General features: G+C 63.9%; 28 protein-coding genes. 16 read left to right on the top strand and 12 right to left on the bottom strand.

What is annotated here, in order from left to right:
- The first annotated feature begins 1 nt into the window (after position 1).
- A complete protein-coding gene (menD, locus tag AArcSt11_RS10710) occupies positions 2–1,795 on the top strand; it encodes a 2-succinyl-5-enolpyruvyl-6-hydroxy-3-cyclohexene-1-carboxylic-acid synthase (RefSeq protein WP_250596966.1) in 1,794 nt (597 codons plus the stop codon).
- A gap of 5 nt (positions 1,796–1,800) precedes the next feature.
- On the opposite strand, the gene AArcSt11_RS10705 is transcribed toward menD, so the two are convergent.
- Positions 1,801–2,703 (bottom strand): DnaJ domain-containing protein, encoded by a 903-nt coding sequence (locus AArcSt11_RS10705; RefSeq protein WP_250596964.1) that lies wholly within the window; start codon positions 2,701–2,703, stop codon positions 1,801–1,803.
- 109 nt (positions 2,704–2,812) lie between these two features.
- Between AArcSt11_RS10705 and AArcSt11_RS10700 the strand changes: the two genes are divergently transcribed.
- Entirely contained in the window at positions 2,813–3,364 is a 552-nt protein-coding gene (locus tag AArcSt11_RS10700; protein WP_250596963.1) for a PH domain-containing protein, read from the top strand.
- Here AArcSt11_RS10700 and AArcSt11_RS10695 read toward each other — a convergent pair.
- Positions 3,361–3,744 carry a hypothetical protein gene (locus AArcSt11_RS10695; RefSeq protein WP_250596962.1) on the bottom strand — a complete coding sequence of 128 codons (384 nt, stop codon included), beginning with the start codon at positions 3,742–3,744 and terminating at the stop codon, positions 3,361–3,363. The genes AArcSt11_RS10700 and AArcSt11_RS10695 overlap by 4 nt on opposite strands.
- Before the next feature lie 86 nt (positions 3,745–3,830).
- Between AArcSt11_RS10695 and AArcSt11_RS10690 the strand changes: the two genes are divergently transcribed.
- The 8 genes from AArcSt11_RS10690 to AArcSt11_RS10655 all read left to right on the top strand — a co-directional run bounded on the left by AArcSt11_RS10690 (position 3,831) and on the right by AArcSt11_RS10655 (position 11,759).
- Complete coding sequence (locus tag AArcSt11_RS10690) at positions 3,831–4,718, top strand: 1,4-dihydroxy-2-naphthoyl-CoA synthase (RefSeq protein WP_250596961.1); 888 nt, start codon at positions 3,831–3,833, stop codon at positions 4,716–4,718.
- Positions 4,718–5,668 (top strand): 1,4-dihydroxy-2-naphthoate polyprenyltransferase, encoded by a 951-nt coding sequence (locus AArcSt11_RS10685; protein ID WP_250597047.1) that lies wholly within the window; start codon positions 4,718–4,720, stop codon positions 5,666–5,668. Before AArcSt11_RS10690 ends, AArcSt11_RS10685 begins: the two co-directional genes overlap by 1 nt.
- Positions 5,669–6,745: an o-succinylbenzoate synthase gene (gene menC / locus AArcSt11_RS10680; RefSeq protein WP_250596960.1), complete on the top strand. Its 1,077-nt coding sequence runs from the start codon at positions 5,669–5,671 to the stop codon at positions 6,743–6,745. It begins immediately after the preceding gene.
- Positions 6,742–8,322 (top strand): class I adenylate-forming enzyme family protein, encoded by a 1,581-nt coding sequence (locus AArcSt11_RS10675; RefSeq protein WP_250596959.1) that lies wholly within the window; start codon positions 6,742–6,744, stop codon positions 8,320–8,322. Before menC ends, AArcSt11_RS10675 begins: the two co-directional genes overlap by 4 nt.
- A 37-nt stretch (positions 8,323–8,359) precedes the next feature.
- Positions 8,360–9,100 (top strand): NRDE family protein, encoded by a 741-nt coding sequence (locus tag AArcSt11_RS10670; protein WP_250596958.1) that lies wholly within the window; start codon positions 8,360–8,362, stop codon positions 9,098–9,100.
- Between the two features lie 73 nt (positions 9,101–9,173).
- Entirely contained in the window at positions 9,174–10,340 is a 1,167-nt protein-coding gene (gene dnaJ / locus AArcSt11_RS10665) for a molecular chaperone DnaJ (RefSeq protein ID WP_250596956.1), read from the top strand.
- 95 nt (positions 10,341–10,435) lie between these two features.
- Positions 10,436–10,918 carry a DUF7504 family protein gene (locus tag AArcSt11_RS10660; protein WP_250596954.1) on the top strand — a complete coding sequence of 161 codons (483 nt, stop codon included), beginning with the start codon at positions 10,436–10,438 and terminating at the stop codon, positions 10,916–10,918.
- A 100-nt stretch (positions 10,919–11,018) separates the two neighbouring features.
- Positions 11,019–11,759 (top strand): long-chain fatty acid--CoA ligase, encoded by a 741-nt coding sequence (locus AArcSt11_RS10655; protein ID WP_250596952.1) that lies wholly within the window; start codon positions 11,019–11,021, stop codon positions 11,757–11,759.
- An 8-nt stretch (positions 11,760–11,767) separates the two neighbouring features.
- Here the strand turns inward: AArcSt11_RS10655 and AArcSt11_RS10650 are convergent, their stop codons facing one another.
- The 3 genes from AArcSt11_RS10650 to AArcSt11_RS10640 all read right to left on the bottom strand — a co-directional run bounded on the left by AArcSt11_RS10650 (position 11,768) and on the right by AArcSt11_RS10640 (position 15,314).
- The gene (locus AArcSt11_RS10650; protein ID WP_250596950.1) at positions 11,768–13,771 is read right to left on the bottom strand and encodes an AMP-binding protein; all 2,004 of its coding nucleotides are present in this window, start codon (positions 13,769–13,771) and stop codon (positions 11,768–11,770) included.
- A 68-nt stretch (positions 13,772–13,839) separates the two neighbouring features.
- The gene (locus tag AArcSt11_RS10645; RefSeq protein WP_250596948.1) at positions 13,840–14,877 is read right to left on the bottom strand and encodes an NAD(P)/FAD-dependent oxidoreductase; all 1,038 of its coding nucleotides are present in this window, start codon (positions 14,875–14,877) and stop codon (positions 13,840–13,842) included.
- 68 nt (positions 14,878–14,945) lie between these two features.
- Complete coding sequence (locus tag AArcSt11_RS10640; protein ID WP_250596946.1) at positions 14,946–15,314, bottom strand: hypothetical protein; 369 nt, start codon at positions 15,312–15,314, stop codon at positions 14,946–14,948.
- Between the two features lie 89 nt (positions 15,315–15,403).
- On the opposite strand from AArcSt11_RS10640, the gene AArcSt11_RS10635 reads away from it, so the two are divergent.
- A complete protein-coding gene (locus AArcSt11_RS10635) occupies positions 15,404–15,988 on the top strand; it encodes a GNAT family N-acetyltransferase (RefSeq protein ID WP_250596944.1) in 585 nt (194 codons plus the stop codon).
- 19 nt (positions 15,989–16,007) lie between these two features.
- On the opposite strand, the gene AArcSt11_RS10630 is transcribed toward AArcSt11_RS10635, so the two are convergent.
- Positions 16,008–16,238, bottom strand: a complete 231-nt coding sequence (locus tag AArcSt11_RS10630) for a DUF8142 family protein (RefSeq protein ID WP_250596943.1) — start codon at positions 16,236–16,238, stop codon at positions 16,008–16,010.
- A gap of 94 nt (positions 16,239–16,332) precedes the next feature.
- On the opposite strand from AArcSt11_RS10630, the gene AArcSt11_RS10625 reads away from it, so the two are divergent.
- Positions 16,333–18,018 (top strand): acyl-CoA mutase large subunit family protein, encoded by a 1,686-nt coding sequence (locus AArcSt11_RS10625; protein WP_250596942.1) that lies wholly within the window; start codon positions 16,333–16,335, stop codon positions 18,016–18,018.
- 44 nt (positions 18,019–18,062) lie between these two features.
- Here AArcSt11_RS10625 and AArcSt11_RS10620 read toward each other — a convergent pair whose 3' ends face one another.
- The gene (locus AArcSt11_RS10620; RefSeq protein WP_238479436.1) at positions 18,063–18,269 is read right to left on the bottom strand and encodes a cold-shock protein; all 207 of its coding nucleotides are present in this window, start codon (positions 18,267–18,269) and stop codon (positions 18,063–18,065) included.
- A gap of 141 nt (positions 18,270–18,410) precedes the next feature.
- On the opposite strand from AArcSt11_RS10620, the gene AArcSt11_RS10615 reads away from it, so the two are divergent.
- Positions 18,411–18,680 (top strand): DUF7571 family protein, encoded by a 270-nt coding sequence (locus tag AArcSt11_RS10615; protein WP_238479437.1) that lies wholly within the window; start codon positions 18,411–18,413, stop codon positions 18,678–18,680.
- A gap of 92 nt (positions 18,681–18,772) precedes the next feature.
- Complete coding sequence (locus AArcSt11_RS10610) at positions 18,773–18,946, top strand: hypothetical protein (protein ID WP_250596941.1); 174 nt, start codon at positions 18,773–18,775, stop codon at positions 18,944–18,946.
- A 45-nt stretch (positions 18,947–18,991) separates the two neighbouring features.
- Here AArcSt11_RS10610 and AArcSt11_RS10605 read toward each other — a convergent pair whose 3' ends face one another.
- Positions 18,992–19,243, bottom strand: a complete 252-nt coding sequence (locus AArcSt11_RS10605; RefSeq protein WP_250596939.1) for a hypothetical protein — start codon at positions 19,241–19,243, stop codon at positions 18,992–18,994.
- A 323-nt stretch (positions 19,244–19,566) separates the two neighbouring features.
- Here AArcSt11_RS10605 and AArcSt11_RS10600 point away from each other — a divergent pair, with 323 nt between their 5' ends.
- A complete protein-coding gene (locus AArcSt11_RS10600) occupies positions 19,567–20,847 on the top strand; it encodes an RNA-guided endonuclease InsQ/TnpB family protein (protein ID WP_250596937.1) in 1,281 nt (426 codons plus the stop codon).
- 66 nt (positions 20,848–20,913) lie between these two features.
- On the opposite strand, the gene ndk is transcribed toward AArcSt11_RS10600, so the two are convergent.
- The 4 genes from ndk to rpl7ae form a co-directional block, all read right to left on the bottom strand.
- Entirely contained in the window at positions 20,914–21,381 is a 468-nt protein-coding gene (ndk, locus tag AArcSt11_RS10595; RefSeq protein WP_250596935.1) for a nucleoside-diphosphate kinase, read from the bottom strand.
- Entirely contained in the window at positions 21,378–21,716 is a 339-nt protein-coding gene (locus tag AArcSt11_RS10590) for a 50S ribosomal protein L24e (RefSeq protein WP_250596933.1), read from the bottom strand. Before AArcSt11_RS10590 ends, ndk begins: the two co-directional genes overlap by 4 nt.
- A 2-nt stretch (positions 21,717–21,718) precedes the next feature.
- Positions 21,719–21,943 carry a 30S ribosomal protein S28e gene (locus tag AArcSt11_RS10585; RefSeq protein ID WP_097007461.1) on the bottom strand — a complete coding sequence of 75 codons (225 nt, stop codon included), beginning with the start codon at positions 21,941–21,943 and terminating at the stop codon, positions 21,719–21,721.
- A 92-nt stretch (positions 21,944–22,035) separates the two neighbouring features.
- Positions 22,036–22,398 (bottom strand): 50S ribosomal protein L7Ae, encoded by a 363-nt coding sequence (rpl7ae, locus tag AArcSt11_RS10580; RefSeq protein ID WP_238479440.1) that lies wholly within the window; start codon positions 22,396–22,398, stop codon positions 22,036–22,038.
- A 503-nt stretch (positions 22,399–22,901) separates the two neighbouring features.
- Between rpl7ae and tmcA the strand changes: the two genes are divergently transcribed.
- Positions 22,902–25,172 carry a tRNA(Met) cytidine acetyltransferase TmcA gene (tmcA, locus tag AArcSt11_RS10575; protein ID WP_250596931.1) on the top strand — a complete coding sequence of 757 codons (2,271 nt, stop codon included), beginning with the start codon at positions 22,902–22,904 and terminating at the stop codon, positions 25,170–25,172.
- Positions 25,173–25,196 lie beyond the last annotated feature (24 nt).

The raw sequence follows: 25,196 nt of genomic DNA, 5'->3' as shown, positions 1-25,196 counted from the left end.
GATGACTGCACCCAACCGCAACACGCTCTGGGCGGAGACGCTGATCGACGAACTCGTCGCGAGCGGAGTCGAGGCGGCCTGTGTCGCGCCGGGGAGTCGCTCGACGCCCCTGACCGTCGCTGCCGCGAGCCATCCCGATCTGACCGTCTTCTCGCATCTCGACGAGCGCTCCGCAGCCTACTTTGCGCTCGGTCGCGCCCGGCGGACCGGCAAACCGACGCCACTGATCTGTACCTCCGGGACTGCGGCGGCGAACTTCCACCCCGCAGTGATCGAGGCGAATCAGGCCCGCGTCCCGATGATTCTACTCACGGCTGATCGCCCACCCGAACTCAGGGACAGCGGCGCAAATCAGACGATCGATCAGGAGAAGCTCTACGGCGACGCGGTGCGGTGGTACCGCGACCTGCCCGAGCCGGAGCCGACCGGGAGAAAGCTCCGGCGACTCCGTACCGACGCCGCCCGCGCGGTTGCGAAGTCAGTCGGCCATCCCTCGGGGCCTGTTCACCTGAACGTCCCGTTTCGCAAACCGCTCGAACCCGTCGAGGTTCCGGGCGATGTCCCCGACGACCTCGCGGAGCGAGCCCCGCTGGGGGCAGACGGGCGCGAGGGGCCGTTCGTTCGGACGTCCGGTGGGCGGATCGAACCGGATGATGCGACGGTTGCCACCCTCGCCAAAACGGTCAGCGAATCCTCCCGCGGGCTGATCGTCGCCGGTCCCTCGGATCCGCCCATCCCCGATATCGATCGCGAGGCGCTCGCTGCGTTCGCCGATACGACCGGGTTCCCGATCCTTGCCGATCCCCTCTCCGGGCTTCGCTTCGGCGAGCACGTCGCCGAGACCCCCGTGATCGGTGGCTACGACGCCTACCTAGACGAGCGCGTCACCCGTGACTGGCCCGACCCCGAGGTCGTGGTCCGGGTTGGCGCGTCGCCGACCTCGAAGCCGCTGCGGAAGTATCTCGCACGGACTGGCGCACGCCAGTATATTGTCGATCCCGCCGGAGGGTGGCGCGAAGCTGAGTTCACCGCGACAGACCTGCTCGAAGCCGACCCGACCGCGCTCATCGAGGCGGTAGTCGACCGACTGGGCGGTGAGGCGGGGGCCAGCCCCGACTGGCGCTCGCGCTGGCTCGACGCCGAAGCGGCCTACTGGGACCGGATCGGGACGGCCCGCGAGGATGCCAGAAACGGCGAGCGATTCGAGGGGGCGGTTGTCGCCACGGCCGTGGAGGGCGCGCCCGACCCCGCCACGATCTTCGTCTCGAACTCGATGCCGGTCCGTGATCTCGATCGCTTTGCGCGTCCCGCAACTGCCGAGTTGACCGTGCTCGGAAACCGCGGCGCGAGCGGGATCGACGGCATCGTCAGTACAGCACTCGGCGCTGGGAGCGCGACCGACGAGCCGCTCGTGGCGATCACCGGCGATCTGGCCTTCTATCACGACATGAACGGCCTGCTCGCGCTCGGTCGCTGTGGCGTCGACGCGACGATCGTTCTCATTAATAACGATGGCGGCGGCATCTTCCACATGCTCCCCATTGAGTCGTTCGACCCGCCCTTTACCGACCAGTTCAGGACCCCCCACGGGCTGGACTTTGCCCCGACCGCGGAGCTATACGGTCTCTCCTTTGCCAGCGTCGACCGACTGGACGAGTTCGCCGACGTGTACGGGGCGAGTCTCGACAGCGACGGCACGCAGGTGATCGAGTTCCGGATCGGGAGCGAGGAAAGCCACGACCGACGGGCGGCGCTTCAGGAGTCGGTCTGTGAACGGCTACGCCGGATGGCCTGAACGGCTCAGCGCCCCACGACGCTTGCCACTGCGACCGCGTACCCGAAGGGTATCCAGATCAGCAACACAGCGAAGACGACCCGCATCGTCAGCGGGAACAGTAGTCCGGTCGTGAACAGTATCGCCGGGACGAACACGCTCAGCGTGCCGAACACGAGGACGCCGATGCCGGGGACCGTCAGCAGGTAGCCAGCGGTGAGGAACAACAACACCCCGGTGGTGACACGAATCGGGAACAAAAAGAGATCCACGATCGTCGACACGAGTAGCATCGGGTAGATGAGCAGCGACACGGCGACCAGAAAGACCGTCTCCTGTGTGAGCGCTGGTGTCAAGAAGCCGCCACTCGACGGATCGGTGCTCGAATCGGTGACCGCGAACGAACTCCCCCCACCGGCCTGTCGAGGGTTGGCCCCACTAGTTGCCGTCCCGCGGGCCGAATTTGACGCCGTGCCGCCGGTCGCCGATCCGCCTGTCTTCGCACCGGGCGTCGACGCTCCGGCGGTCGCACCGCTCGATTGCTCTGCCCACTCCCATGCCGATGTCTGTCGGTCACGCCGTCGTCGATGTCTCGCGTGGTGGCTCTCCCACCAGCCATCGGAGGGGTCGCGACTGGCCGCTTCCCAGTCCACGCCATCGAACTCGACGTCCTCCGGGGTCGGCGTGGTCTCTTCGACGGTCTCAGTACCCACGTAAGCGGCATGGCCGATCCGGTCGTAGCGCTCGCGCTCGTCCTCGTCACCGAGCACCTCCTCGGCGTCGACGACCTCCTTGAATCGGTCGCTGGCATCTTCCCGGTCGCTCTGGTCTGGATGGTACTCCTTGACTTTCTCGCGGTAGGCGGCGGTGATCTCCTCCTGGGTGGCGTCCTCGGAGACGTCAAGCACGTCGTAGAAATCCTCTGCCATCTGGCTGTTCGGCGACAGTTTCGATGGGATCGACAAAAGCGTTCGGCTGTGGGGTGGCAGGTTTCAACCCACCTGTGAGGTATACAAGCGAGGCTTCGGATAGTCACATATGAGGAGTTCACTGTTCGCGGAAACCGTTGAGGATGCCGACTGGCTCCATCTGGGGGAGGGAGAGGAGATCCGCTGGACGGGACGGCCATCGAAGTTCACAATCGCAGTTGCGCTCGGGCTGGCGGCACTTGTCACCGTACTCGGCTTTGGGGCGTCGGCGCTGCTGGCGGCGTGGACGGACCTGCCGAGCTGGGCGAGTGCACTACCGCTGGTCGTGATGTTCGCGGGCATCGGCTGGGCAATATGGGTCTATCTCGACTGGCTCCGCCTGCTGTACGTGATCACGGACGAGCAGATCTACGTCAAACACGGGCTGATCAGCCGTGACGTCACACAGATCCGGCTCGATCGGGTGCAAAACACTGCCTACGAGCAGTCGATCCCCGAACGGTTTCTCTCCTACGGCGACGTGAACATCTACACCGCGGGGACCAGTACCGAGGACGTGACCTTCCGGAGCGTCCCCAATCCCGAGCGGGTCAAACAGACGCTCACACAGCTGTTGAGCGACCGGGGACGCGAGCGAAACGGCGCGAGACAGTCCGTCTAGTACCCCGCAGCGGTGGGGCTGTAATCGAGCAACTCGACGCCGCCAAAGGAGAGCGCGTTCGGATGGTATCCGGAGAGCGGATCGAGATAGCCCGTCGGTTCGAGGGTGGCCGCGAGGATTACTTGCTCCTCGGCGAGGACCTCCATCACGTCCGTCACCTGGTCGATGCCGTGGGATCGACAGTAGACGGCGACCGGTTCCCAGGTGTGGCCCTCATAGTTTCGAAGCGCCGCTGTCACGCGGTCTCCGGCTGCAAGCGCGGCGTCCCCTTCGGCTCGACATAACGCGCACGGGACCCGTCCGCGCTCGTAATCCGGTGTGACGCCGAGCCCTCCGGCAACGGCACCTGTCAGCTTGCGTGCAATCTGTTCACTTTCCACATGACCGTGTTCGGCGGCAGCTGACAAAAGGCTGGTCCGGCGCGCGACGGGAACCTATTTCACCATGACGGCCCGAGTTCGGACAAATGGTTTCGGAACTCATGCAGGACGATCGCTGGGAGGCGGTCGAGGAATTCGACTTTGACGATGTGACCTACCACCGGTCCGTGTCGGGACACACCGTCCGGATCGCGTTCGACCGACCGGCGGTTCGGAACGCCTTCCGGCCGAAGACGGTCGACGAACTGTACGACGCGCTCGATCATGCCAAGCGCCAGACAGACGTGGGCTGTGTCCTCCTGACCGGAAACGGTCCCTCGCCGAAAGACGGCGGCTGGGCGTTTTCCTCGGGTGGGGATCAGGACATCCGCGGCGCTGACGGCTACGAGTACGAGGGCGACGAGGAGGCCGCAAGCGAGCACGGCCGCCTGCACATCCTCGAAGTCCAGCGGCTGATCCGCCACATCCCGAAGGTGGTCATCGCAGTCGTTCCGGGCTGGGCGGTCGGCGGCGGCCACAGCCTCCACGTCGTCTGCGATCTGACTATCGCCAGCGAGGAGCACGCAAAGTTCCTCCAGACCGATCCGGACGTCGGCAGTTTCGACGGCGGCTTCGGATCTGCCTATCTCGCCCGACAGATCGGTCAGAAGAAGGCCCGCGAGGTCTTTTTCCTCGGGAAAACCTACAGCGCGGAGGAGGCCGCTGACATAGGGATGGTCAACGAGGCGGTTCCCCACGAGGAACTCGAAGAGCATGCGGTAGAGTGGGGCGAGCGGATCAACGAGAAGAGCCCCACCGCGATGCGGATGCTCAAGTATGCGTTCAACCTCGATTCGGACGGCATGGTCGGCCAGCAGGTGTTTGCTGGCGAGGCAACGCGGCTTGCCTACATGACCGACGAGGCCGCGGAGGGACGGGACGCCTTCGTCGAGGGCCGGAAACCGGACTTCGAGGACGTCCCGTGGCGCTACTGATGACGGCGACAGCAACCGAAGAGCCCGAGATATCCCGCGTGAAGGCGTGGCTGATCGCCAGCCGTCCGCAGACGCTTCCGGCAGCCGTAGCGCCGGTGATCGTCGGCGTCGGACTGGCCTACGACGCAGGGCTGTTCTCCGTCTGGCCCGCTCTCGCCGCGCTTGTCGGTGCGATGTTGATCCAGATCGGCACCAACTTCGCGAACGACTACTACGACGCGGTCAAGGGTGTCGACTCGGAGGACCGACAGGGGTTCACGCGGGTGACCAACTCCGGATTGATCCCCGCCGAGCAGGTCAAGCGCGCAATGGTCCTCACCTTCGCCGCGGCGCTGCTCGTCGGCACCTATCTGGTCTACGTCGGCGGCCTGCCGATCCTCGTGATCGGGCTAGCGAGCCTCGTCAGCGGCTACGCCTACGCCGGCGGCCCGTTCCCGCTTGGCTCTCACGGCCTCGGAGATCTGTTCGTGTTCGTCTTCTTCGGCGTGATTGCCGTCGTCGGAACCTTCTACGTGCAGGCCGCGGACGTCATCGCCGCCCCGCTTGCGACGACCATACCCGAAGGGACGATCACGACGACAGCGGTGCTCGCCAGCTTGCCGATCGCTGGCATCTCGACGAACATCCTCGTCGTGAACAACGTCCGGGATCTCGAAACCGATCGCGAGGCCGGAAAGCGCTCGCTGGCGGTTATCCTGGGCTACCGGTGGAGCCGCGTCGAGTTCGTCGCCCTGCTCTCGCTTGCGTACGCCGTCCCTGCGTACTTTTTCGCGAGCGGCGAGTTCGGCCCGGCAATACTCCTGCCGCTGGCAACGCTGCCCTACGCGTGGCTGGTGACGCACACGATGCTTACGCGAACCGACGGCGAGGCGCTGAACCCTGCGCTCGAACAGACCGGGAAACTGCTGGCCGGGTTTGCAGTGCTGTTCGCACTCGGAATGGTGATCTGAATGCGCGCCGAGTCCACGGAGTTCGATCTCCCGCTTTCCTCGCCGCTCTCGACCGCAGCGGGGACGATCGAGCGTCGTGAGGGAGTCGCGCTCCGGATCGAGTCGGATGGAGACGCGGGCGTCGACACCGGGAGTGCCGTGGGCGTCGGTGAGGCAACTCCGCTACCGGTCTGGACCGAGTCCCTTGCGGAGTGTCGGGATGGCCTCTTCGACGCGCTTGAGCGACTGAACGACGACGACCCTGCCGGTGCCCTCGCCGCCGTCGAGGGGCAGCCCGCAGCCCGCCACGCCGTCTCGTCTGCCCTCGCTGACCTGCGTGCAACCGAGAGCAACGAGCCTCTGTACCGGTGGCTCGGGAGCGTTGGCCGGACCACACGCGTCCCAGTCAACGCGACCATCGGGGACGACGACGCTGAGGATGCAGCGGCGGCGGCCCGCGAGGCGCTTACGGAAGGGTTCACGACGATCAAACTGAAAGTCGGGAATCGGTCGATCGGCGAGGACGTCGAACGCGTCGAGGCGGTGCGGGAAGCGGTTGGTCCGAACGTCGCTCTCCGCGTCGACGCGAACGGCGCGTGGGGTCGCGAGCAGGCCCGGCACGCGCTGACATTGCTCTCGGGGACGATGCTGGACTACGTCGAACAGCCCATCGACACCGAAGACCTGACGGGCCACGCCGAACTACGGCGCGTGACCGGGGTCGACATCGCGCTCGACGAATCGCTGGCGAGTCACTCTTTCGAGGAGATTCGAGAGGAAGACGCCGCGGACGCGCTCGTTCTCAAGCCGATGGCGCTCGGGGGACTCGACCGTGCCAGACGGATCGCGCGGGACGCCCGGCGCGAGGGGGTTCGTCCGGTGGTCACGACGACTATCGACGCGGTCGTCGCCCGGACCGGTGCAGTACATCTCGCCGCCTCTCTCCCGGGAATCGACGCCTGTGGGCTGGCGACGGGTGGGATGCTCGCCGAAGACCTCGCGACGGATCCCGCACCGATCGAGGACGGCAACGCGATGGTTCCCCGGGACGCCGGGGTCGGAACGCGGGGGCCGTGGGAGCGAGGTGATGGGCGGTGACTGGCTGGCCGGATGCGGATCTGCTCGCGGTGTGGGCCGCGACGTCGCCGGAGGCGCTCGCGGTGATCCATGCGGGCGATGGGTCGGCGGCGTCACGGAACGAGCCGGATAATGCCGACCGACTGACCTATGCCGACCTCGACGCCCTCGTCGATGATCTCGCACGCCGACTCTCGACGCTCGGGGTCTGTCCCGGTACTCACGTCGCCACACTGCTCAATACGGGCCTGCCGTTCATCACGGTCGTCCACGCGCTCGGTCGACTGGGTGCGGTGCTAGTCCCGCTGAACGTCAGGCTCACCGGCGGCGAACTCAGCGGGCACTGTGAGCGCGTTGGCGTCGAGACGCTGCTCTGTGACGCCGAGCAAGTTGAGCAGGCGACGGCAGTTGCCGAGGAACTCGATATCGACCTCACGATCGGACGCGTGGACGACGAACACGGGAACGGCGAGAGCGCCGACACTGATCCGGTACGCGTCTGGTCTCACGACCCTGCTGACTCGCTACCCCGAGTCGAGCGCTCGCCTGCGGATCGGCGACTCGTCCTCTTTACGTCGGGGACCACGGGGAAGCCGAAAGCGGTCCCGTTGACGACCGGCAATCTGGTCGCGTCAGCCGTCGGATCAGCGTTCCGCCTCGGCGTGGTCCCCGACGATCGGTGGCTCTGTGCGTTACCGATGTACCATATGGGCGGCCTTGCTCCGGTGTTCCGCTCGACGCTGTACGGCACCTGCGTGGTTCTGCAGTCCACGTTCGACGCGGAGTATACGCCTGCGGTAGCCCGCACCCACGAGGTGACCGGCCTCTCGCTGGTCCCGACGATGCTGGCGCGGATCCTCGATGGGGACGCCGACCTCCCCGACAGTCTTCGCTTCGTTCTCCTCGGAGGCGGGCGGGCCGACCCGGTACTTGTCGAGCGAGCCGACAGCGCGGGCGTCCCCGTCTGTCCTACCTACGGGATGACCGAGACAGCGTCCCAGATCGCGACCGCGCGGCCCGCCGAGGCAGTTGCCCACGAAGGTACGGTTGGTCGCCCACTCCTCGGCACCGACGTGTCCATCGTCGACGAGCAGGGGACGCCGGTCGAAGCGGGCGACGTCGGCGAGGTCGTCGTCTCGGGACCGACCGTGACGCCGGGCTATCTGGACGACGCCGTGACCGAGCGATCGTTCGGCCCTCGCGGGCTACACACCGGTGATCTGGGCTATCGGGACGACGGGAACCGTCTCTGGATCACCGGTCGGCGATCCGATCGGATCGTCACCGGCGGCGAGAACGTCGACCCGGTGGAGGTTCGCGAGGCGCTTTGCTCCCATCCCGCCGTCGCGGACGCCGCAGTGGTGGGTCTCGACGATGAGGAGTGGGGCGAGCGTGTCGGCGCGCTCGTGGTGGTGAGCGACGGAGAAACGGCGGAACTGGAGCGCCCTGACTCCGAGGCGCTTCGAGCATACTGTCGCGACCGGTTGGCAGGCTACAAGCTCCCACGTACTATCGAGTTTGCGGACGCGTTGCCGCGAACGCCGTCGGGAACCGTCGACCGGACTGCCGTACAGGTGCGCCTCGGAAACCCGGAGTAACCCGCGATTTTATTCCGGATCCCTCCAAGTAACACACGTGTGCACACTGACGCTCGCATGGCAGGTCTTCGAGGGCGCGCCGGTAGCTGTGGCTGCGAACCGCGACGAGGTGCTCGATCGTCCCTCGGCCGCCCCCGGTGTGCTCGACACCGATCCACAGATCGTGGCCCCGCAGGATGAGGAGGCCTCGGGAACGTGGATCGGCTACAACGAGCACGGTGTGGTGGTCGGGATCACGAACCGCTGGAACGACGCCGACCTCGCCGGGGAGCGCTCGCGTGGGTTGCTCGTCCGGGACGCGCTAGACCGGGAGTCCGCGGAAGCCGCGGCCCGATACGTCGAACGGACGGTTCGTGATCACGAGTACGCCGGGTTCAACCTCGTGGTTGTCGACCGGAACAGTGCGCTCTACTACGAGTGGGACGGCCGACTGCAGTTTCGCCAGTTTGAACCGGGCGTCCACGTCGTGGTGAACGTCGGCGCTGACGGTCGGTACACGATTCCGATCGACCGAAAATCGGCGGGCAAGCAGCAGGCCGAGAACGCAGACAGAATCCGTGAGGTACTCTCGGTCGCGCCGGGAGAGGGTCTGGATGGATGGCGGTCGCGTGCCGAGTCCGTCCTCGGCAACCACGAGTACGGCGTCTGTATCCACGGCGATGGTTTCGGGACGCGCTCGTCGTCGATCATCGCGCTCGGGGAGGACGGTGCATCCTATCGATTCGCCGATGGTCCGCCCTGCGAGACGACGTATCGTGACGTCGATATCGGGAACTGAGCGCGCAGTGACAGCTACCGCAGGTCGAACCCGGTCTTTTCAAGTGTCTCAACCGACTACTGCGGCATAACGAATGAGCGAGGACTTCTACGACGTACTCGGTGTGAGCCGCGATGCCACCGAGGACGAGATCAAGCAGGCCTACCGGAAGAAAGCGAGCGAGTATCATCCGGACGTGAGCGACGATCCGAACGCCGAGGAGAAGTTCAAGAAGCTCCAGAAAGCCAAGGAGGTACTCACTGACGAGGAGAAACGACAGGCCTACGACCGGATGGGTCACGACCGGTTCGAGCAGGCAAACAAACGCGGCGGATTCGACGGCAACCGTGGCGCAGGGGGCGCAGGAGGTCCGTTCGGAGGGGGAGCTGGCGGACCGTTCGGCGGCGCAGGTGGTGGAGGCGGCATGGGAGACATCTTCGAGCAGTTCTTCGGTGGACAGGGCGGCCGAAGCCGTCGAGATCGCAAGGGATCGGATCTCCGAACGCGGCTCCGGCTAGACCTCGAGGACGTCTACGAGGGCGTCGACAAAGAGATCACGATCCGCCGTCCGGAGGCGTGTGAGACGTGTAACGGCGAGGGCCACCCCGAGGATGCCGACTCGCGGACCTGCCCTGAATGTAACGGACAGGGACAGGTCACGCAGGTCTCACAGACCCCACTCGGCCGGATGCAACAGACCCAGACCTGCCCCCGCTGTGAGGGTGATGGTGAGATCTACTCGGAGCGGTGTTCGGACTGTGGCGGCGACGGTCGCGTCAACAGGGAAGCGACGCTGACCGTCGAGGTGCCTGCCGGGATCAAGGACGGCCAGACGCTCCGGATGGACGGCGAGGGCGCGCCCTCCGAGGGCCGCGGACCCAACGGCGACCTGCTGATCGAGGTATCGGTCGCGGACCATCCCGACTTCGAGCGCGACGGCGACGACCTGCAACTGAACAAGGCCATCTCGTTCCCGCAGGCCGTCTTCGGCGACACGATCGAGATTTCGACGTTCGACGGTGACGTCGAGATGGACGTGCCCGCAGGGACACAGAGTGGCGAGACGTTCCGCCTGCGGAACAAAGGGATGCCCCGACTCCGCGGGCGCGGACAGGGCGACCTCTACGTGCAGGTGCAGGTCGTTACTCCCGGGAGCCTCAACGAGGAACAGCGGGAGGCGCTCGAACAGTTCGCCGAGGCCGGTGGCGAGGAGATCGACGTCGAGAAGGGCTTTTTCGAGAAGATCAAGAGTTCCTTTTGAGCCCGCTTGGCAAGTAAACAGTACCTACCAGCAAGTAAACGGATCGTAACCAAGGTACTCCACCTGCTCGGAACGTATCGGGTGCACGTACGACGATGGATGCCGACTGCGACAGCCTCGTAGGGAGTAACAGTATTCTCGTGACGGGACCAGCACCGGACCGGTACGACCGGGCCGGAGAGCTACTCGGACCTGGACCGACGGTGATCGCCCCGTCTGAGGGGATTTCAACGACCACGCTCGACGCGTCGAGCGTCGTGCCAGCGATCGAGGGGGACACCAGAGCGCTTACCGAGGTGGGGATCGGTCTCTCACGTCGGGTGGATGAGCTCACTGCGCCGGATGTCCTGCTCGACCTGACGCGACTTGGCTCGGGCCAGTCTGGCGTTCCGCTACCGGTGTTCAGGTTCCTGTTGTTGGTCCGCCACCGCGTTACTGCGACGGGCGGTCGGCTCGTGTGCACCCTCGACGAGGCGGCTGATCCGGCCGTCCGACAGATGTTCACGGAGTTGGTCGATCGGACGGTTCGGCTCGAGACGAGCCACGACTGGCGAACGGCCCGAGGACTGTCGCCGTAGCCTATGGGTGCCGTGTCGGCCACTCCACGCGGAATACACGAAACCGACACGACACACACGAAACTCCGTCTTTTTGAACGGTGGGTCCATAGCCCAGTCCATGGAACGGCTCGACGAAGACACGGTGCGGACGCTCGGCGATCTGCTCCCCCGCGAGCGGCGGTCGGGGGCGGTCGCGGTCCGTGCCGACGGTGACACCGATCACGTCTACACCTACCAGCGCTTTCTCACGACCGCGTGGAAGACGGGGAACTTCTTTCGGCATCTGGGCGTTCGTGAGGGTGTTACCGTCGGTATCGTCGCGGAGCCGCGCCCCCAGCCCCTGCTCGGACTGTTCGGCGCGGCGCTGCTCGGCGCACAGGTGCGGCTGGACCCGCCGGAAGCGATCGATGCCAGAGTCGTCCTCGCTCCGACCGACAGGATCGATCTGTATGAACTCCCGCCAGGCGGCCAGAGAGTTGGCTACGGGGCGAACCCCAACGAGCCGACCGTTCGCTACTTCGAGGAGAACGTCTGGAGCGAGAACCCGACCGTCCCGCCGGAGGATCGGGATCCCGGAGCGGCTGTCCTCGTGACCGACGACGCTGCCTATAGCCACGAACGCCTGCTCCGCACGGCCTTCGATACGGTCGACCGGCTTTCGCTGGCTCCAGGCGAGATGGTCGCGGTTCGGGCACCGCTCGCCGATCCCCGAACCGTCGCTGCGGGCGTGCTCGCACCGTTGCTCGCCGGGGGAGCTGTCCAGCTTGGTGCCGATGGATCGGACGCCGACGCCGAAATCGTGGCCGACGAGGAGCCAGCCACCGACCGGTGGCTCGATATCTCAGATATCGATCTCTGAACGGGCCGCTATCGTGGGGCTTCGATGGCGTCGATAGCTTCGGGGTTCTCCACGCTTTCGAGGTCGCCGAGATCCTCGCCGGTGTAGGCGGCTGCGATGGCCCGACGGACGATCTTGCCGCTCTGTGTTTTCGGAAACTCCTCGACGAACAGTATCTCTCGCGGCATGAACGGTTTCCCCAGCTCCGCGCCGACGCGCTCGCGGAGCACCGCCTGTAGCTCCTCGCTGGGCTCCGCGTCGGCGTCGAGTACGGCGTACGCTACCACCGCTTGCCCCGTCGTCTCGTCCGGGACGCCGACGGCAGCAGCCTGATTGACGGCATTGTGGTCGATCAGTGCCCCCTCGACCTCGGCAGGACCGACCTTTCGTCCGGCGACGTTGAGCGCGTCGTCGGCCCGCCCGTGGAGAAACCAGAAGCCGTCCTCGTCGATCTGCGCCCAGTCGCCGTGGTCCCAGAGGCCCTCCCACGTCGACCAGTACTCCTCAATGTACCGCTCGTCGCCGCTCCACAGGGATTTCGTCATCGAGGGACAGGAATCGCGGGCAACCAGATAGCCGCGTTCGTGCTCGTCGGCAATGGAGTCGCCCGCGCTATCGACGATGTCGATGTCCATCCCCAGCCCGGGACCACCGAGGGTGCAGGGTTTGAGCCGCTGGATCGGCATCGGCATGAGAAAGCAGCCCATGATTTCGGTCCCGCCGGATATGTTGATAATCGGGCACTCCCCCCCGCCGACGCGTTCGTAGAACCACCGCCAGGACTCGGGATCCCACGGCTCCCCGGTCGAGCCGAGCAGCCGTAGACTCGACAGGTCGTGGTCGTCGAGCCACTCATCGCCGTGCTTTCGGAGTGCACGGATCGCCGTTGGCGAGATACCGAAGGTCGTCACGTCGTGGCGGTCGATCAGTTCCCAGAGGCGGTCCGGTTCCGGATGATCGGGCGCACCCTCGTAGAGCACGACCGTCCCGCCAAAGGTGTGGTTGCCGAGCAAGGTCCACGGCCCCATCATCCAGCCGATATCCGAGAGCCAGAAAAACCGGTCGTCGGGCTGGTGGTCGAAGCCGAAGTATATCTCCTTGGCCGACTGCACGAGTGCGCCAGCATGTGTCTGGACGATCCCTTTTGGCTTGCCGGTGGTCCCCGAGGAGTACAACAGCATCGCGGGGTGATCGGCGGGGGGCGATCTCGTCTCGTACTCATCATCCGCTGACATCACGGCGTCGTCCCACCATTCGTCACGCCCGTCGGTCCATGACAGATCCAGTCCGTCGTCGTTCCGACTGCCCAGCCGATCGTGGACGATCACGGTCTCGACGCCGTCAGTCTCTGAAAGCGCATCGTCCGCGGTCGGTTTGAGCGCCACCGGCTCGCCGCGCCGGTAGAAGCCGTCGGCGGTAAACAGTACGTCAGGGTCAGCGTCCTCGATCCGCGTCGCGACGGCGTCCGTGCCGAATCCGGAGAAGATCGGGACGGCGATCGCACCCGCTGCCAGACAGCCATAGAGGATCGAAACGACCTCGGGTACCATGGGCATGTACAGCGCAACGGTGTCACCGGGGTCGACGCCCCGGTCGTCGAGAGCGTTCGCGACACGCCCTGTCTCCACAGCAAGCTCTTCGAAGGTGATCTCGCGACCCTCGCCCGGTTCGCTCTCCCAGATGATCGCGGTGTCCTCGCGGGACGCCTCGTCGGCCGCGTGCCGGTCCACCACGTTGTGCGCGGCGTTGATGCGCCCGCCGGGATACCAGTCGGTGAACTGGGGGCCATCCGAGTCGTCCCGGACCGTGTCGTGGGGCTCGAAGAAGTCGATGTCGAGATACTCGACGAGCTCGTCCCAGAACCAGTCGACGCCCGAGTTGGGCTCGCCTTCGATCTTCCTGGTCGTTCGGGCGATCAACTCCTCGTAGTCGTCGATCCCGTACTCGTGCATAAAGGCGGTAACGTTCGTCGACTCGACGAACTCCGGCGAGGGCTCGTGAACGATCTCGTCGACGTCGCTGAGAGACGGCATACTCCGCGATTCTACACGAACGATTAAGAAGGTTCGCCGCGGGACGATCAAGACGGTTCGTCGCGGCGTCAGATCCCGTAAACGATTCGCTCGCCGGTATCCATCCCATTTCGCAGGGCGGCGTGGACTCGTCCCTCGCCTGCGACCCAGTCACCGACGCAGTAGAGCCCGTGATCTTCGGCCGACTGCACCGGCCCGCCGAGAACGCCCTGTTCGGGTAGTGCGTACCGCCAGCCCTGGTGGTCAGTCCAGTCGGGTTCCGTGAGTCGTTCGTCTTCGAACAGCTCAGCGGTCAGGTCAGTCAGTTCTTCGACGTTCCGATCGGCCGGTTCGTCGTAGTTGTCGGCCGACCACTCGTGACCGGCCTGAACAATGAGCAGTGACTCGCCGTCGGGGACGTGGCCCAGCTTGCACTCCTCGCGAGCAACCCAGCCGATCTCGTGTTCTTTGTCGGTGTTGATCAGCGCGTAGTAGGGGCGGTCGATCTCGAAGGGGTAGTGCAGGGCGGCGGTCCAGACGGAACTGTAGTCGACGTCACGGACCGCATCGAGGAGGTCGGCGTGGACATCAGTGTCCCAGTCGGCATCTTCCAGCAGGTCCGCGGTCTGTGGCGCTGGCGGGTTCAGCACGAGAGCGTCGAACGGCCCCCAGGACTTGCCGTCCGTGTCGATGACTCGCCAGCCGTCCTCGTCCCGGCTGAGCGTTTCGGCACGCGTTTCGTTGTGAACCGTCGCATCGGTCCCATCGAGCAGTCGCTTTGCTATCTGTGTCAGTCCGGCTCGGTATGTCCACTTGTGCTCGTCAGCGTCTCGACCCACCGAGATCTCCCCGTCCTCGGTGAACGTCCAGATCGGTTCCGCGATGTCGACCAGCCCCTCGTCGTCAAGGGTATTGGTCAGGAGTTCGACGACCCGTTCGTCGTCGGATTTGACGTAGTTCGCGCCGTAGTCGTAGGTGACTGATCCGTGGCGACGCGTCGCCGCGCGTCCGCAGACGCCGCGGGACTTTTCGAGAATCGTTACGTCCGCATCGGGCCGCGCGCCGTCGATCACGTGGGCCGCCGCCGCAGCCGCCGCGCCAGCGCCGACAATACCGATATCTGTCATCAATGCTTCTAGGGGTCGACCGAAGAAAAACCACGTCCCTGACGAGCCCCGGTGCCGTGAGCAGAGCGTTACTCGCCCCCGGAATCGTCGTCGGATCCCTCCATGGTTGGGGCCAGCCACGTGAGTGCGATACCGAAGAACACGAGCACGGCCACGGCGGTGTTGCTAAAGCCGCTCGTGCCGAGCAGTTCGAGCACCACGCCGTAGCCGCTCCCGATGAATAACATCCCGCCGCCGACGAGTTCGTAGCTCGACTCGCCGCGGGTTACTTCCATCAGACCCAGAATCGCTGCACCGACGAATATCAGTCCACGAGCCGTCCGTACCGCCCATTCTTCGCCCGTCACCAGCGCGTAAATCCCGACGACCGCGATTGCAAAGAAGGTGGCCAACAACGCCACCGACTGGGCCAGCGTACTCCGATTTTGCGACGTCATACATATCGATGATCCCCGGTCGGCACCAAACTTGCGATACGGACTGGCTGCACACAACGCATTTACCCGGCGACCGGCTAGGAACCGATATGTACGTCCGGGACGCGAAAAACCGAGAGGAGGTCTGGCTACTGGACCATATCGAGGCGATGGGACTGGACGAGACGGCGTTTCGCTCGCGGGATTACGTCATCGCACTCGACGAGCAATCCGGGACGAAAGCGGGCTTCGGTCGGATCCGTATCCACCGAACCGAGGGCGGCGAACTCTGCGAGCTAACGAGCATCGGCGTCCTCGATGGCTGGCGCGGACAGGGCGTCGGTGCGCACGTCGTCGAACGACTTATCGAACACGCTCGCGATGAGGGGTTCGAGCGGGTCTACAGCCTCACCGACGAGCCGGGCTATCTCACACAGTTTGGCTTCCGGGGAATCTCGACCGACGAACTACCGGCAAAGCTACAGGACCGACTCGAAACGAAACGAGGCAACATCGCTCCCGACGCCGTCCCGCTGGCGATCGAGGTGGGCGAGTTCGGGATGCCGGCGGACCTGCGCGAGCGGTTCAAGACCGCGCGAGAAGACGGTGCTGACGAGCCTGACGATGCCGACGAACCAGCCGAGGACTTCGGGATCGATCCCGATACTGCGACCTACAAGTACGACACGAGCTAGGTGTACCGCCCCCTGAACATCACGCCTCGTGGCTCTCGCCGACGCCGTATTTGAACGCGATCCAGCCGATCACGGTGACGAAGATGATCGGCGGGAGCATGACGAATACCCACAGCGGTTCTGCACCCCAGATCTGGACCAGAATAATGTTCCCGATCCCGAGCAAGAGGAAGGGAAGAATGTAGAGGGCTGCCCTGAGCCGGCTCGTTCCCGGCGAGTCGTCGTCAGTCTCGGGGATGGGCGCACTCATCGTGTTCGGGATCCGTGCCACACGATCAAAAACGACGCGGTCTACGGAACGTCGTCGCCAACTCTTATACTCGACGCCCCCAACGTGGGAAACGATGTTCGACCCCGAGGAGCTGGAGGCGATCCGCTCAGGAAAGGACGAGTGGGAACGCGAGCAGGTCAGGCCGACGCTCGACCGCTTCGGAGAGCGTCGAGAGGGGTTTACCACGGATACGGGGGGGCAGTCGGTCGACCGGCTCTACACGCCCGCCGATATCCCCGACCACGACTACGCCGAGGACCTCGGGTTTCCCGCAGAGGAGCCGTACACGCGGGGCGTCTACCCGACGATGTACCGGGGGCGGCTCTGGACGATGCGCCAGTATGCGGGAATGGGAACGGCCGAGGAGACCAACGAGCGATTTCACTACCTGCTCGACGAGGGCCAGACCGGGCTCTCGATGGCGTTTGATCTGCCGACCCAGATGGGATATGACTCCGATAACCCGATGGCACAGGGGGAGGTCGGCAAATCCGGCGTCGCGATCGACTCATTGCGGGATTTCGAGACCGTCTTCGACGGCATCCCGCTCGATGACGTCTCGACGAGTATGACGATCAACGCCCCCGCGTCGGTGCTGCTCGCGATGTACATCGCGCTCGGCGACCAGCAAGGGGTCCCCCGCGAGGAGCTTCGCGGGACGATTCAAAACGACGTACTCAAAGAATACATCGCCCGGAACACCTACATTTACCCGCCCGAACCTTCGATGCGGCTCATCACGGATATTTTCGAGTTCTGTGCCGAGGAGGTGCCGAATTTCAATACGATTTCGATCTCCGGCTATCACGTTCGCGAGGCGGGGGCAACCGCCGCCCAGGAGCTAGCCTTCACCCTCGGGAACGGGATCGAATACGTCGAGGCAGCCGTCGAGACCGGCCTCGACGTCGACGACTTTGCCCCACAGCTGTCCTTCTTTTTTGCCGCGCACAACAACATCCTCGAAGAGGTCGCGAAGTTCCGCGCCGCCCGCCGAATGTGGGCCCGGATCATGGACGAACGGTTCGGGGCCGAGAAAGCGGCCTCGAAGCAGTTGAAGTTCCACACGCAGACAGCCGGCTCGACCCTGACCGCCCAGCAGGTCGACAACAACGTGGTCCGGGTAGCCTACCAGGCACTCGCTGCGGTGCTGGGTGGGACCCAGAGTCTGCACACGAACGGCAAAGACGAGGCACTGGCACTCCCCACCGAAGAGTCGGTCCGGACCGCCCTGCGAACACAGCAGATCCTCGCCCACGAGTCGGGAGCCGCGGATACTGTTGATCCGCTCGGTGGGAGTTACTACGTCGAGTCGCTGACCGACGAACTCGAAGCGGAAGCGCTGGAGATCCTCGACTCGGTGGACGAACGGGGTGGCATGCTCCGGGCCATCGAAGACCAGTGGGTCCAGCGCCAGATTCAGGACGTGGCCTACGATCGTCAGCAGGAAACTGAGTCGGGCGATCGCATCGTCGTCGGCGTCAACGAGTTCGAGATCGACGAGGGGGGACAGGAGATGGATCTGGAGGAAGTCACCGAGGAAGACGAACGCCGACAGCAAGAACGGCTAGCATCGCTCAGGGAGGAGCGCGACGCGGCTACCGTCGAGGCGACCCTCGATGCACTCCGGGAGACCGCACAGAGTGAGGAGAACCTGCTCCCGGCGATTATCGAGGCGGTCAAAGCCTACGCAACCGTCGGCGAGATCTGTGACGTCCTTCGAGAGGAGTTCGGCGAGTATCGCGGCGCTGGCGCTCTCTGACGATTGGTGCGCTAAAAAATCAAACCCGTCTCGGTAACGCTCGTCTACAGTCGGACGAGGTTCGTCGCGCGGGGTCCCTTGGGGGATGATTCAATATCGAACTCGACGTCCTGCCCCTCTTCGAGGTCGGGACCGCCGACATCTTCCATGTGGAAGAAGACGTCTTCGTCGTCGTCGACGTCGTCGCTGTCTGTCGAAATGAAACCGTAGCCGCCTGTGTCGTTAAAGAAGTCGACCGTACCTTCTGCCATTACATACTACCCGAGGAGCGTATGCCTGATAACACTTGCGAAGCAACGTTGCCACGACACGCCGTCCCGCACCCGACTGGCGGTGTTTGCCATCGGGGACAGATACTTGTGATGTGATCACATACCACCATCCGCATCGCTATGAAACCGTGCCACAGCTGTCAGGCGGTCATTGACGAGTACATACTGGACAAACAACTCGAACCCCTGCGCGAACTCACAGTCGACGACTTCAACCTCTGTGCGGAGTGTGTAACGGTCGTCGACAACGAGTGCATCGAATGCGGCGGCGCGGTCTACGTTCCCGACGGCGAAACGGAGAGTCCGGATTACTGCCCTGCCTGCCGGGCGGAGATGATCGATCGGACGGGTCAGGATCCCGGCTGGCGGGCGACCCGAATCTCCGGCTGAACAGCCCCAGAATTCGGAGACACGACTCTGGATCCCTTTTTCTATCTCCCTTGCCTGTAAAGATTGAAATCCGGTCGTACGCAGTTTCGATCATGGGCCGAACTGACAACTACCCTGCACGTCTCCACACCGACCTCCAGTGTCTCGTTGTCCTGTTGTTCGCGATTCAGCTGATGGTCTTTGGAACGAGTATCGAGAGTTTCATCTGGATCGTTGCCAGCCTGTTGATTGGGCTCGTCGGTGTTAGCGCTGCCCTGGCAAATTGAAAGGACGCGTCGCGTCCGACGGTACTCGTCGGGCTATCTGAGGTGTTAGAGGTCCCCCTCTGCGGGGCCGACCATCGCTTCCTTGTCACGGTCCGATGTTCCGTCGTCCCGGTCGGAGGTGTTTGGTTCGGACTCGTTGTCGTTCCGATACATCGCGACGGAGAGGACGAACACAGCGAAGACGGCTGCCGCCGTTGCCGACGTGCCGAATCCGTCAATTATCGCAAGTCCAAGGGCGGCGAGTAGACTCAGCGCAAACAGTATTCCGTATCTGTTCAGTTGCGGGAGTGTGCTCATTGAATCTGTCCCCGATTGTACGTCATCACGGTTACACGTAATTCTTGGTTTCAGTCATTACTGCTTCTTGACCGGGGATCAACAGGTCATGGTCGTCGCGAGAACTACAGCACGTGCTGGTGAATCGGTTGTGCGCCTACCAGCATCTGCGGGAGAGACAGAAAACCGAAAGTCGACTTACGGAGAATCAAGGAGAAAGCCTCGCGCTTCAGCGCGGGGATGAATCCGACAATTCCTCCACATTCCACCGCCTGATAGCACGGCAGGATATTCCACGCCACGCCATACCCGCGTTTAAGTAGGAGTATTGTCATAGGTTATGTATGGCGAAACAGGTCGTCACACGCACCTACACTGCTTCCATTCGGAATCAGCAGCGGGTGTCTGACGATCTTGACGCCCTCGGGTTCGCAGCCTCGAAACTCTGGAACGTCGGACGGTGGACGTGCAGCCGGATTTGGGACGAAATCGGTCACGTTCCAAATCACGCCGAACTCACCGCGTACCTGAAGTCGCACAAACGCTATGATGACCTACATTCTCAGTCAAGCCAGCGAGTCCTTCAAGAACTCGCTGAGGCGTTCAACGGCTGGTACGGTAAACGACGCAACGGAGACATGAGAGCGAACCCGCCCGGCTACCGTAAACACGGCGACGAACACCCACGTTCGACGGTGACGTTCAAAGTCGCTGGCTTCAAACTCGATGCCCAGTACAACCGCGTTCGACTCTCCCAAGGCTCAAACCTCAAGGACTACTGGTCAGACTTCATCCTCTGCAAATTCCAAACACGGCCTGATGTTGACCTCTCCGCCGTGGAAAACGTCCAACAAGTGAAGGCGGTTTGGACAGGCGACGAGTGGGAACTTCACTTCGTCTGTAAGGTTGAGGTTGTGGTATCTGAGTCGCCCGGCGAGAAGACCGCCGGTATTGATCTCGGGATCAACAACTTCGCCGCGCTCGCCTACGAGGACGGTCACAGCGAATTGTACCCGTTGAACTGTCTGAAGCAGGACGACTACTACTTCAGCAAGCGGATCGCTCGGTGTGACGATTCGAACTCCGAGCAAGCTACGCGGCTGAACCAGAAGAAGTCAGAGCGTCGCACACACTACTTCCACACGCTCTCGAAGCACATCACAACGCGGTGTGCTGAGGAAGGCGTTGGGACAATCGTGATCGGTGATCTCTCTGACATCCGCGAGGACGATGAAACCGAGGAGTCGAAGAACTGGGGTAAGCACGGGAACCTCGATCTCCACTCGTGGGCGTTCGACCGCTTCACCGAGCTGCTCACCTACAAAGCCGAGATGGAAGGCATCACGGTTAAGCAGGTGTCTGAGCGTGACACGTCGAAGTCGTGTTCGTGTTGCGGTCGCAAGCGGGATGCAAATCGTGTCGAGCGGGGACTGTACGTCTGTGACGAGTGCGGAACGACGGCGAACGCAGACGTGAACGGAGCCGAGAACATTCGGCAGAAAGTATCTCCGAGTTCACCGAATCTGTCGGTGAATAGGAGTAACGGCTGGTTGGCACAGCCATCGACGTTCCTATTTGACAAGGAAACTGGCGCATTCACGCCTCAAGAACAGGTCACGTCGTAAACCACAATATCCCAACCCAGCGGTGCGGAGCCGTGGGAATCCTCGCGCTTCAGCGCGGGGAGGATGTCAATCGTAGAGCCAGGTCGACTCGTGGAAGTCGTATTCGACGAGTTCGTCGTCGTCGAAGAACAGCGCGATCTCGCGTTCGTTGGCACCCTCGTCCTCGTGGTCGGCCGCGTGGACGACGTTGCGCCCGAGGTCGACGGCGTAGTCGCCGCGGATCGTTCCGGGCGCGGCCTCGGCAGGATCAGTCGCACCGATCATCTGCCGGACCTGTCGCGTCGCGTCCTCGCCCTCCCAGACCATCGGGACGACGGGACCGGACGTGATGAACTCGACGAGGTCGTCGAAAAAGGGCTTGTCCTCGTGCTCGCCGTAGTGGTCTTCGGCCTGCTTCTGGGAGAGTCGAGTGACTTTCGCACCCACGAGCTTCAGGCCACGATCCTCGAACCGGCCGATAATTTCGCCGACGAGTCCCCGCTGGAACGCGTCAGGTTTGACCATTACGAACGTTCGCTCGCGCTGTTCGCTCATTGTTCGTCCTCGTCAGCTTCGGCGTCTTCCTCGGCCTCGACATCTTCCTCAGCTTCGGCGTCTTCGTCGGACTCAACGTCTTCCTCGACTTCTTCGGCCTCGTCAGCCTCGGCGTCTTCCTCAGCCTCGACATCTTCCTCGGCGTCCTCCTTGTCGGCCCAGTTACCGCCTTCTCTGGTCCATTCGAGGTCGCGCGGTTCGCGTCCGAGGAAGTAGTTTTTCTCGCACTTCGAGTCGGCGAAGTGGAGCACGGTACCGTCGGTACGGACGTACATGATACCCGTACCGGGCTCGATCTCTTTACCGCTGTAATCACACGTTCGGTGCTGCACCATTGTTACTGACCTCCGATCGAATCGGCTTCGCGGGCAGTTTCACGGAGCTGAAGGACGTCGCCCTCTCGGACGGGGCCGAGAACGTTCCGGGTGATGATCCGGCCCTGGTTTTCGCCCTCCCGGATGCGGCATTTGACCTGCATGGCCTCGCCGTGCATCCCGGTCTTTCCCACGATCTCGATGACTTCTGCGGGCGTGGATCCGCTTTCAGACTCTTCTGCGCTCATGCGAGCCACCCCGCGTGGCGAGCATTAGTAGGGAAGTCACAGCCCGCGATGCGAAGCGAGCCGGAATGTCTTCTCGTACTCATGGGAGATCTCTACTGAAGGTCCTCGACCTTGGTTGCGATCTCGTCGACATCGTCGGACGCCTCGCCAGCGTCGACGATCGCCGCGGCGGCGCTCCCGACTTCGAGACCGGCCGCGTGGCCGACGTCGTCCTGCGTCTCGATGAAGATGACCGGGATGCCCTTCTCGTCTGCGAGCTCGGGAAGATGCATCACGATCTCTTCGGGCTGGACGTCCTCGGCGACGAAGACGAGATCGGCGTTGCCACGCTCGATCGCTTTGGTGGTTTCGTTTGTTCCTTTCTTTACAGCTCCGGTGTCTCGTGCGACTTCCAGGGCCTCGACGGCGTCGTCCTGGAGGTCGGCTGGTACGTCGAAATCTACGTATACTGGCATTGTTAGTCACCTCCCGCACGTGGGCTCGCGCTCCCCTGCTGTCCGGGCCGCCCTGTTTGGGCACCCGGTCCGATCACCCGACGGCGACCGGCGAAAGTCCTGTATAGCTAGGAGCATCATCAACCCCGCGCAGGCTGTACACATCCGTTGCACACCACTCCATAAAAGCGCTTTCAAACGTCTGAGGGTGTGGTGAGCCCTCACAGGGAGTGTTCCGATTCGACGCGGTTCCGGATCGTCTGTATCGTGTCTTCGAACTCCCACACGAATCGCGACGTGTAGTAGACGCGCTCCGATGGGGTTCGTCGAAAGTATCGTGATACACATTGTGAGCGCGTAGCCGCGCCCTCAGATGCGGATGGATAGTAACATCCGGTCGCCTGCAAGGAGACACTCTGTTTATCAGGACCCGCTTTTTCGACGGTCTCACAATTCCATGGGGCGGCCGATCGCTCGAACTACTGGGAACGAACTCCTATGTACGTCCCGAAGTGAGGGATCCTATGGACGTGGGAGCGGTCGCGAGTGCATTGCGACGCGAGGCGACGGAGACGAACGAGCGCCGGCTGCTGGTGCTCTCCGGGGAGCAGTCCGCCTGTCACGACGCCGCGGCGAGTGCGCTTGACGCAGCCGGGATACACCGTAGCGAAACGACGCTCGTCGGCTCCGCTGATGCGCTGGGCTGTGAACGCGTTGCCCACCGGAACGCCGACGAACTGCTCGGCCGGACCCGCGAGGCGATCGTCTTCGACGCCCACGACGGACTGCCGCCGAACGCGCTCGGCCGAATCGTGGGCGCGGTCGATGGTGGCGGGCTTCTCGTGCTCTGTACGCCGCCGCTCGAGGACTGGCCGACCCAACCGGATCCGTTCGACGAGGCTCTTGCTGTCCCGCCCTTTAGCGCCGACGACGTCACGGGGAACTTCCGCCAGCGGTTCGTCGAGCGATCCCATTCTCACCGCGGCATCGCCATCCTTGACGTCGACACTGGGCATGTGGAGTGCGACGGGTTGACTGACACGGCTCCACGGCTCGTCGACTCACGGGAGCGAACCACTCCGCGTGGAGACGTCTTCCCCGACGGTGCCTACGATGCCTGTTTGACCGACGATCAGGCTGCCGCCGTCCGGAGCCTCGAATCCCTTGCTGAGGCGTCACAGGCAGTCGTCGTCGAGGCGGACCGCGGTCGCGGGAAGTCCAGTGCTGCAGGACTGGCAGCCGGGAGTCTCGCAGCGCAGGGTGATGACGTGCTCGTTACAGCTCCCGAGTTCCGGAGTGCGGAGGAGCTGTTCGCGCGGGCGAGCGAGTTACTCGACGTGCTGGGGGTGGAGAGGGAGCCGCGGGATGCGCCCACCCACAGCAACGTGCCGCGCCGGATCGACCTCGACGAGGGGGGATCACTGCGGTTCGCGGACCCAACCACGGCCGCCGGGCGCGCGGAAACGGCTGATGTCCTCGTCGTCGACGAAGCAGCCGCCTTCCCAGTCGGACTCCTCGAACGGTTCCTCGCGGCCGACAGGGTCGCCTTCGCGACGACGGTGCACGGCTACGAAGGTGCTGGTCGGGGCTTTTCGGTTCGCTTCCGGGACCGGCTCGACGAGAGCGTCCACGAGGTCACCGACGTCTCCTTGACCGATCCGATCAGGTACGCGCCGGGCGATCCTGTGGAAGTGTGGGCATTCGACGCCCTGTTGCTCGACGCCCGCCCCGCGGTCGATCCGCTTGCAGGGGACGCCACGCCCGAGCGTGTCGAACACCGGGCGCTCTCGGCCACGGAGCTTCTGGCTGACGAGATACTGTTCCGGGAGACGTTCGGATTGCTGGTGCTGGCTCACTACCGGACCGAGCCCAGCGACCTCGTGCGATTGCTTGACGCGCCGAACCTGACCGCTCATGCCCTCCTCTTCGACGGACACGTCGTCTCGGTTGCCCTTCTGGCGCGGGAGGGCGGGCTGTCGGCCGAGCAACGAGCGCGAATGTACGACGGCGAACGTGTCCGGGGGAATCTGTTACCGGACCTGGTGACGACCCAGTTGCGCGACGAGCATGCTGCCGTGCCGACCGGCTGGCGAGTCCTCCGGATCGCCACACACCACGCGGCCAGATCCCGTGGCCTCGGCTCGGCGCTGCTCGATGCTGTTCGGGAGCACGCGATCGACGAGGGGCTGGACTGGCTCGGTGTCGCCTACGGTGCGACACCCGAACTTCTCCACTTCTGGGAGACCAACGGGTTCTCGACGCTTCATCTCTCGACGACGAGAAACGACACCAGCGGCGAGCACTCCGCGATCATGATCGACCCGCTTTCGGAGGCAGGGCACGCACTTCGTGATCGAACGGCGGAGCGATTCCGCGGGCGCATCGCCAGTGTTCTCTCGGATGCGCTCGACGACGCCGATCCCGATATCGTGCGGGCGACCCTGCGCACGATTCCGGGATCAGTCTCGACTGACCTCACTGACTGGGAGTGGCGCGTCGTCGTCGGTGCGGCATACGGGCCGGGGCTCTACGACGTCTCCCCGCGACCGTTCCGCCGTCTCGCACTCGCGTACTTCGTAGAGTCACCGACTGGAACGGCACGACTGGCCGACCGGCAAGAGCGCCTGCTGGTCTTGCGTGTCCTGCAGGCCACCGACTGGGAGACGGTCACGGAACGACTTGGCTATCACTCGACCGGTGAGTGCAAACGCGCTGTCGGTGCGGTGTTCCAGCCCCTCGTCGACCGGTACGGTACCGAGACGGCGCTCGAAGAGCGGGCGCGATACAGGGACTGACGTCGAAACCGACATTTGTAGACA

The sequence above is a fragment of the Natranaeroarchaeum aerophilus genome (assembly GCF_023638055.1).
GTDB lineage: Archaea > Halobacteriota > Halobacteria > Halobacteriales > Natronoarchaeaceae > Natranaeroarchaeum > Natranaeroarchaeum aerophilum.
Note: the sequence above shows the minus strand (reverse complement) of the source record. Positions and strands in the feature narration are given on the sequence as shown.

What these genes read in the sequence shown, in the direction of transcription:
- menD (WP_250596966.1), top strand. Translation starts at nt 2, where the DNA reads ATGACTGCACCCAACCGCAACACGCTCTGGGCGGAGACGCTGATCGAC.
- AArcSt11_RS10705 (WP_250596964.1), bottom strand. Translation starts at nt 2,703, where the DNA reads ATGGCAGAGGATTTCTACGACGTGCTTGACGTCTCCGAGGACGCCACC.
- AArcSt11_RS10700 (WP_250596963.1), top strand. Translation starts at nt 2,813, where the DNA reads ATGAGGAGTTCACTGTTCGCGGAAACCGTTGAGGATGCCGACTGGCTC.
- AArcSt11_RS10690 (WP_250596961.1), top strand. Translation starts at nt 3,831, where the DNA reads ATGGTTTCGGAACTCATGCAGGACGATCGCTGGGAGGCGGTCGAGGAA.
- AArcSt11_RS10685 (WP_250597047.1), top strand. Translation starts at nt 4,718, where the DNA reads ATGACGGCGACAGCAACCGAAGAGCCCGAGATATCCCGCGTGAAGGCG.
- menC (WP_250596960.1), top strand. Translation starts at nt 5,669, where the DNA reads ATGCGCGCCGAGTCCACGGAGTTCGATCTCCCGCTTTCCTCGCCGCTC.
- dnaJ (WP_250596956.1), top strand. Translation starts at nt 9,174, where the DNA reads ATGAGCGAGGACTTCTACGACGTACTCGGTGTGAGCCGCGATGCCACC.
- AArcSt11_RS10660 (WP_250596954.1), top strand. Translation starts at nt 10,436, where the DNA reads ATGGATGCCGACTGCGACAGCCTCGTAGGGAGTAACAGTATTCTCGTG.
- AArcSt11_RS10655 (WP_250596952.1), top strand. Translation starts at nt 11,019, where the DNA reads ATGGAACGGCTCGACGAAGACACGGTGCGGACGCTCGGCGATCTGCTC.
- AArcSt11_RS10650 (WP_250596950.1), bottom strand. Translation starts at nt 13,771, where the DNA reads ATGCCGTCTCTCAGCGACGTCGACGAGATCGTTCACGAGCCCTCGCCG.
- AArcSt11_RS10645 (WP_250596948.1), bottom strand. Translation starts at nt 14,877, where the DNA reads ATGACAGATATCGGTATTGTCGGCGCTGGCGCGGCGGCTGCGGCGGCG.
- AArcSt11_RS10640 (WP_250596946.1), bottom strand. Translation starts at nt 15,314, where the DNA reads ATGACGTCGCAAAATCGGAGTACGCTGGCCCAGTCGGTGGCGTTGTTG.
- AArcSt11_RS10635 (WP_250596944.1), top strand. Translation starts at nt 15,404, where the DNA reads ATGTACGTCCGGGACGCGAAAAACCGAGAGGAGGTCTGGCTACTGGAC.
- AArcSt11_RS10630 (WP_250596943.1), bottom strand. Translation starts at nt 16,238, where the DNA reads ATGAGTGCGCCCATCCCCGAGACTGACGACGACTCGCCGGGAACGAGC.
- AArcSt11_RS10625 (WP_250596942.1), top strand. Translation starts at nt 16,333, where the DNA reads ATGTTCGACCCCGAGGAGCTGGAGGCGATCCGCTCAGGAAAGGACGAG.
- AArcSt11_RS10620 (WP_238479436.1), bottom strand. Translation starts at nt 18,269, where the DNA reads ATGGCAGAAGGTACGGTCGACTTCTTTAACGACACAGGCGGCTACGGT.
- AArcSt11_RS10615 (WP_238479437.1), top strand. Translation starts at nt 18,411, where the DNA reads ATGAAACCGTGCCACAGCTGTCAGGCGGTCATTGACGAGTACATACTG.
- AArcSt11_RS10610 (WP_250596941.1), top strand. Translation starts at nt 18,773, where the DNA reads ATGGGCCGAACTGACAACTACCCTGCACGTCTCCACACCGACCTCCAG.
- AArcSt11_RS10605 (WP_250596939.1), bottom strand. Translation starts at nt 19,243, where the DNA reads ATGAGCACACTCCCGCAACTGAACAGATACGGAATACTGTTTGCGCTG.
- AArcSt11_RS10600 (WP_250596937.1), top strand. Translation starts at nt 19,567, where the DNA reads ATGGCGAAACAGGTCGTCACACGCACCTACACTGCTTCCATTCGGAAT.
- ndk (WP_250596935.1), bottom strand. Translation starts at nt 21,381, where the DNA reads ATGAGCGAACAGCGCGAGCGAACGTTCGTAATGGTCAAACCTGACGCG.
- AArcSt11_RS10590 (WP_250596933.1), bottom strand. Translation starts at nt 21,716, where the DNA reads ATGGTGCAGCACCGAACGTGTGATTACAGCGGTAAAGAGATCGAGCCC.
- AArcSt11_RS10585 (WP_097007461.1), bottom strand. Translation starts at nt 21,943, where the DNA reads ATGAGCGCAGAAGAGTCTGAAAGCGGATCCACGCCCGCAGAAGTCATC.
- rpl7ae (WP_238479440.1), bottom strand. Translation starts at nt 22,398, where the DNA reads ATGCCAGTATACGTAGATTTCGACGTACCAGCCGACCTCCAGGACGAC.
- tmcA (WP_250596931.1), top strand. Translation starts at nt 22,902, where the DNA reads ATGGACGTGGGAGCGGTCGCGAGTGCATTGCGACGCGAGGCGACGGAG.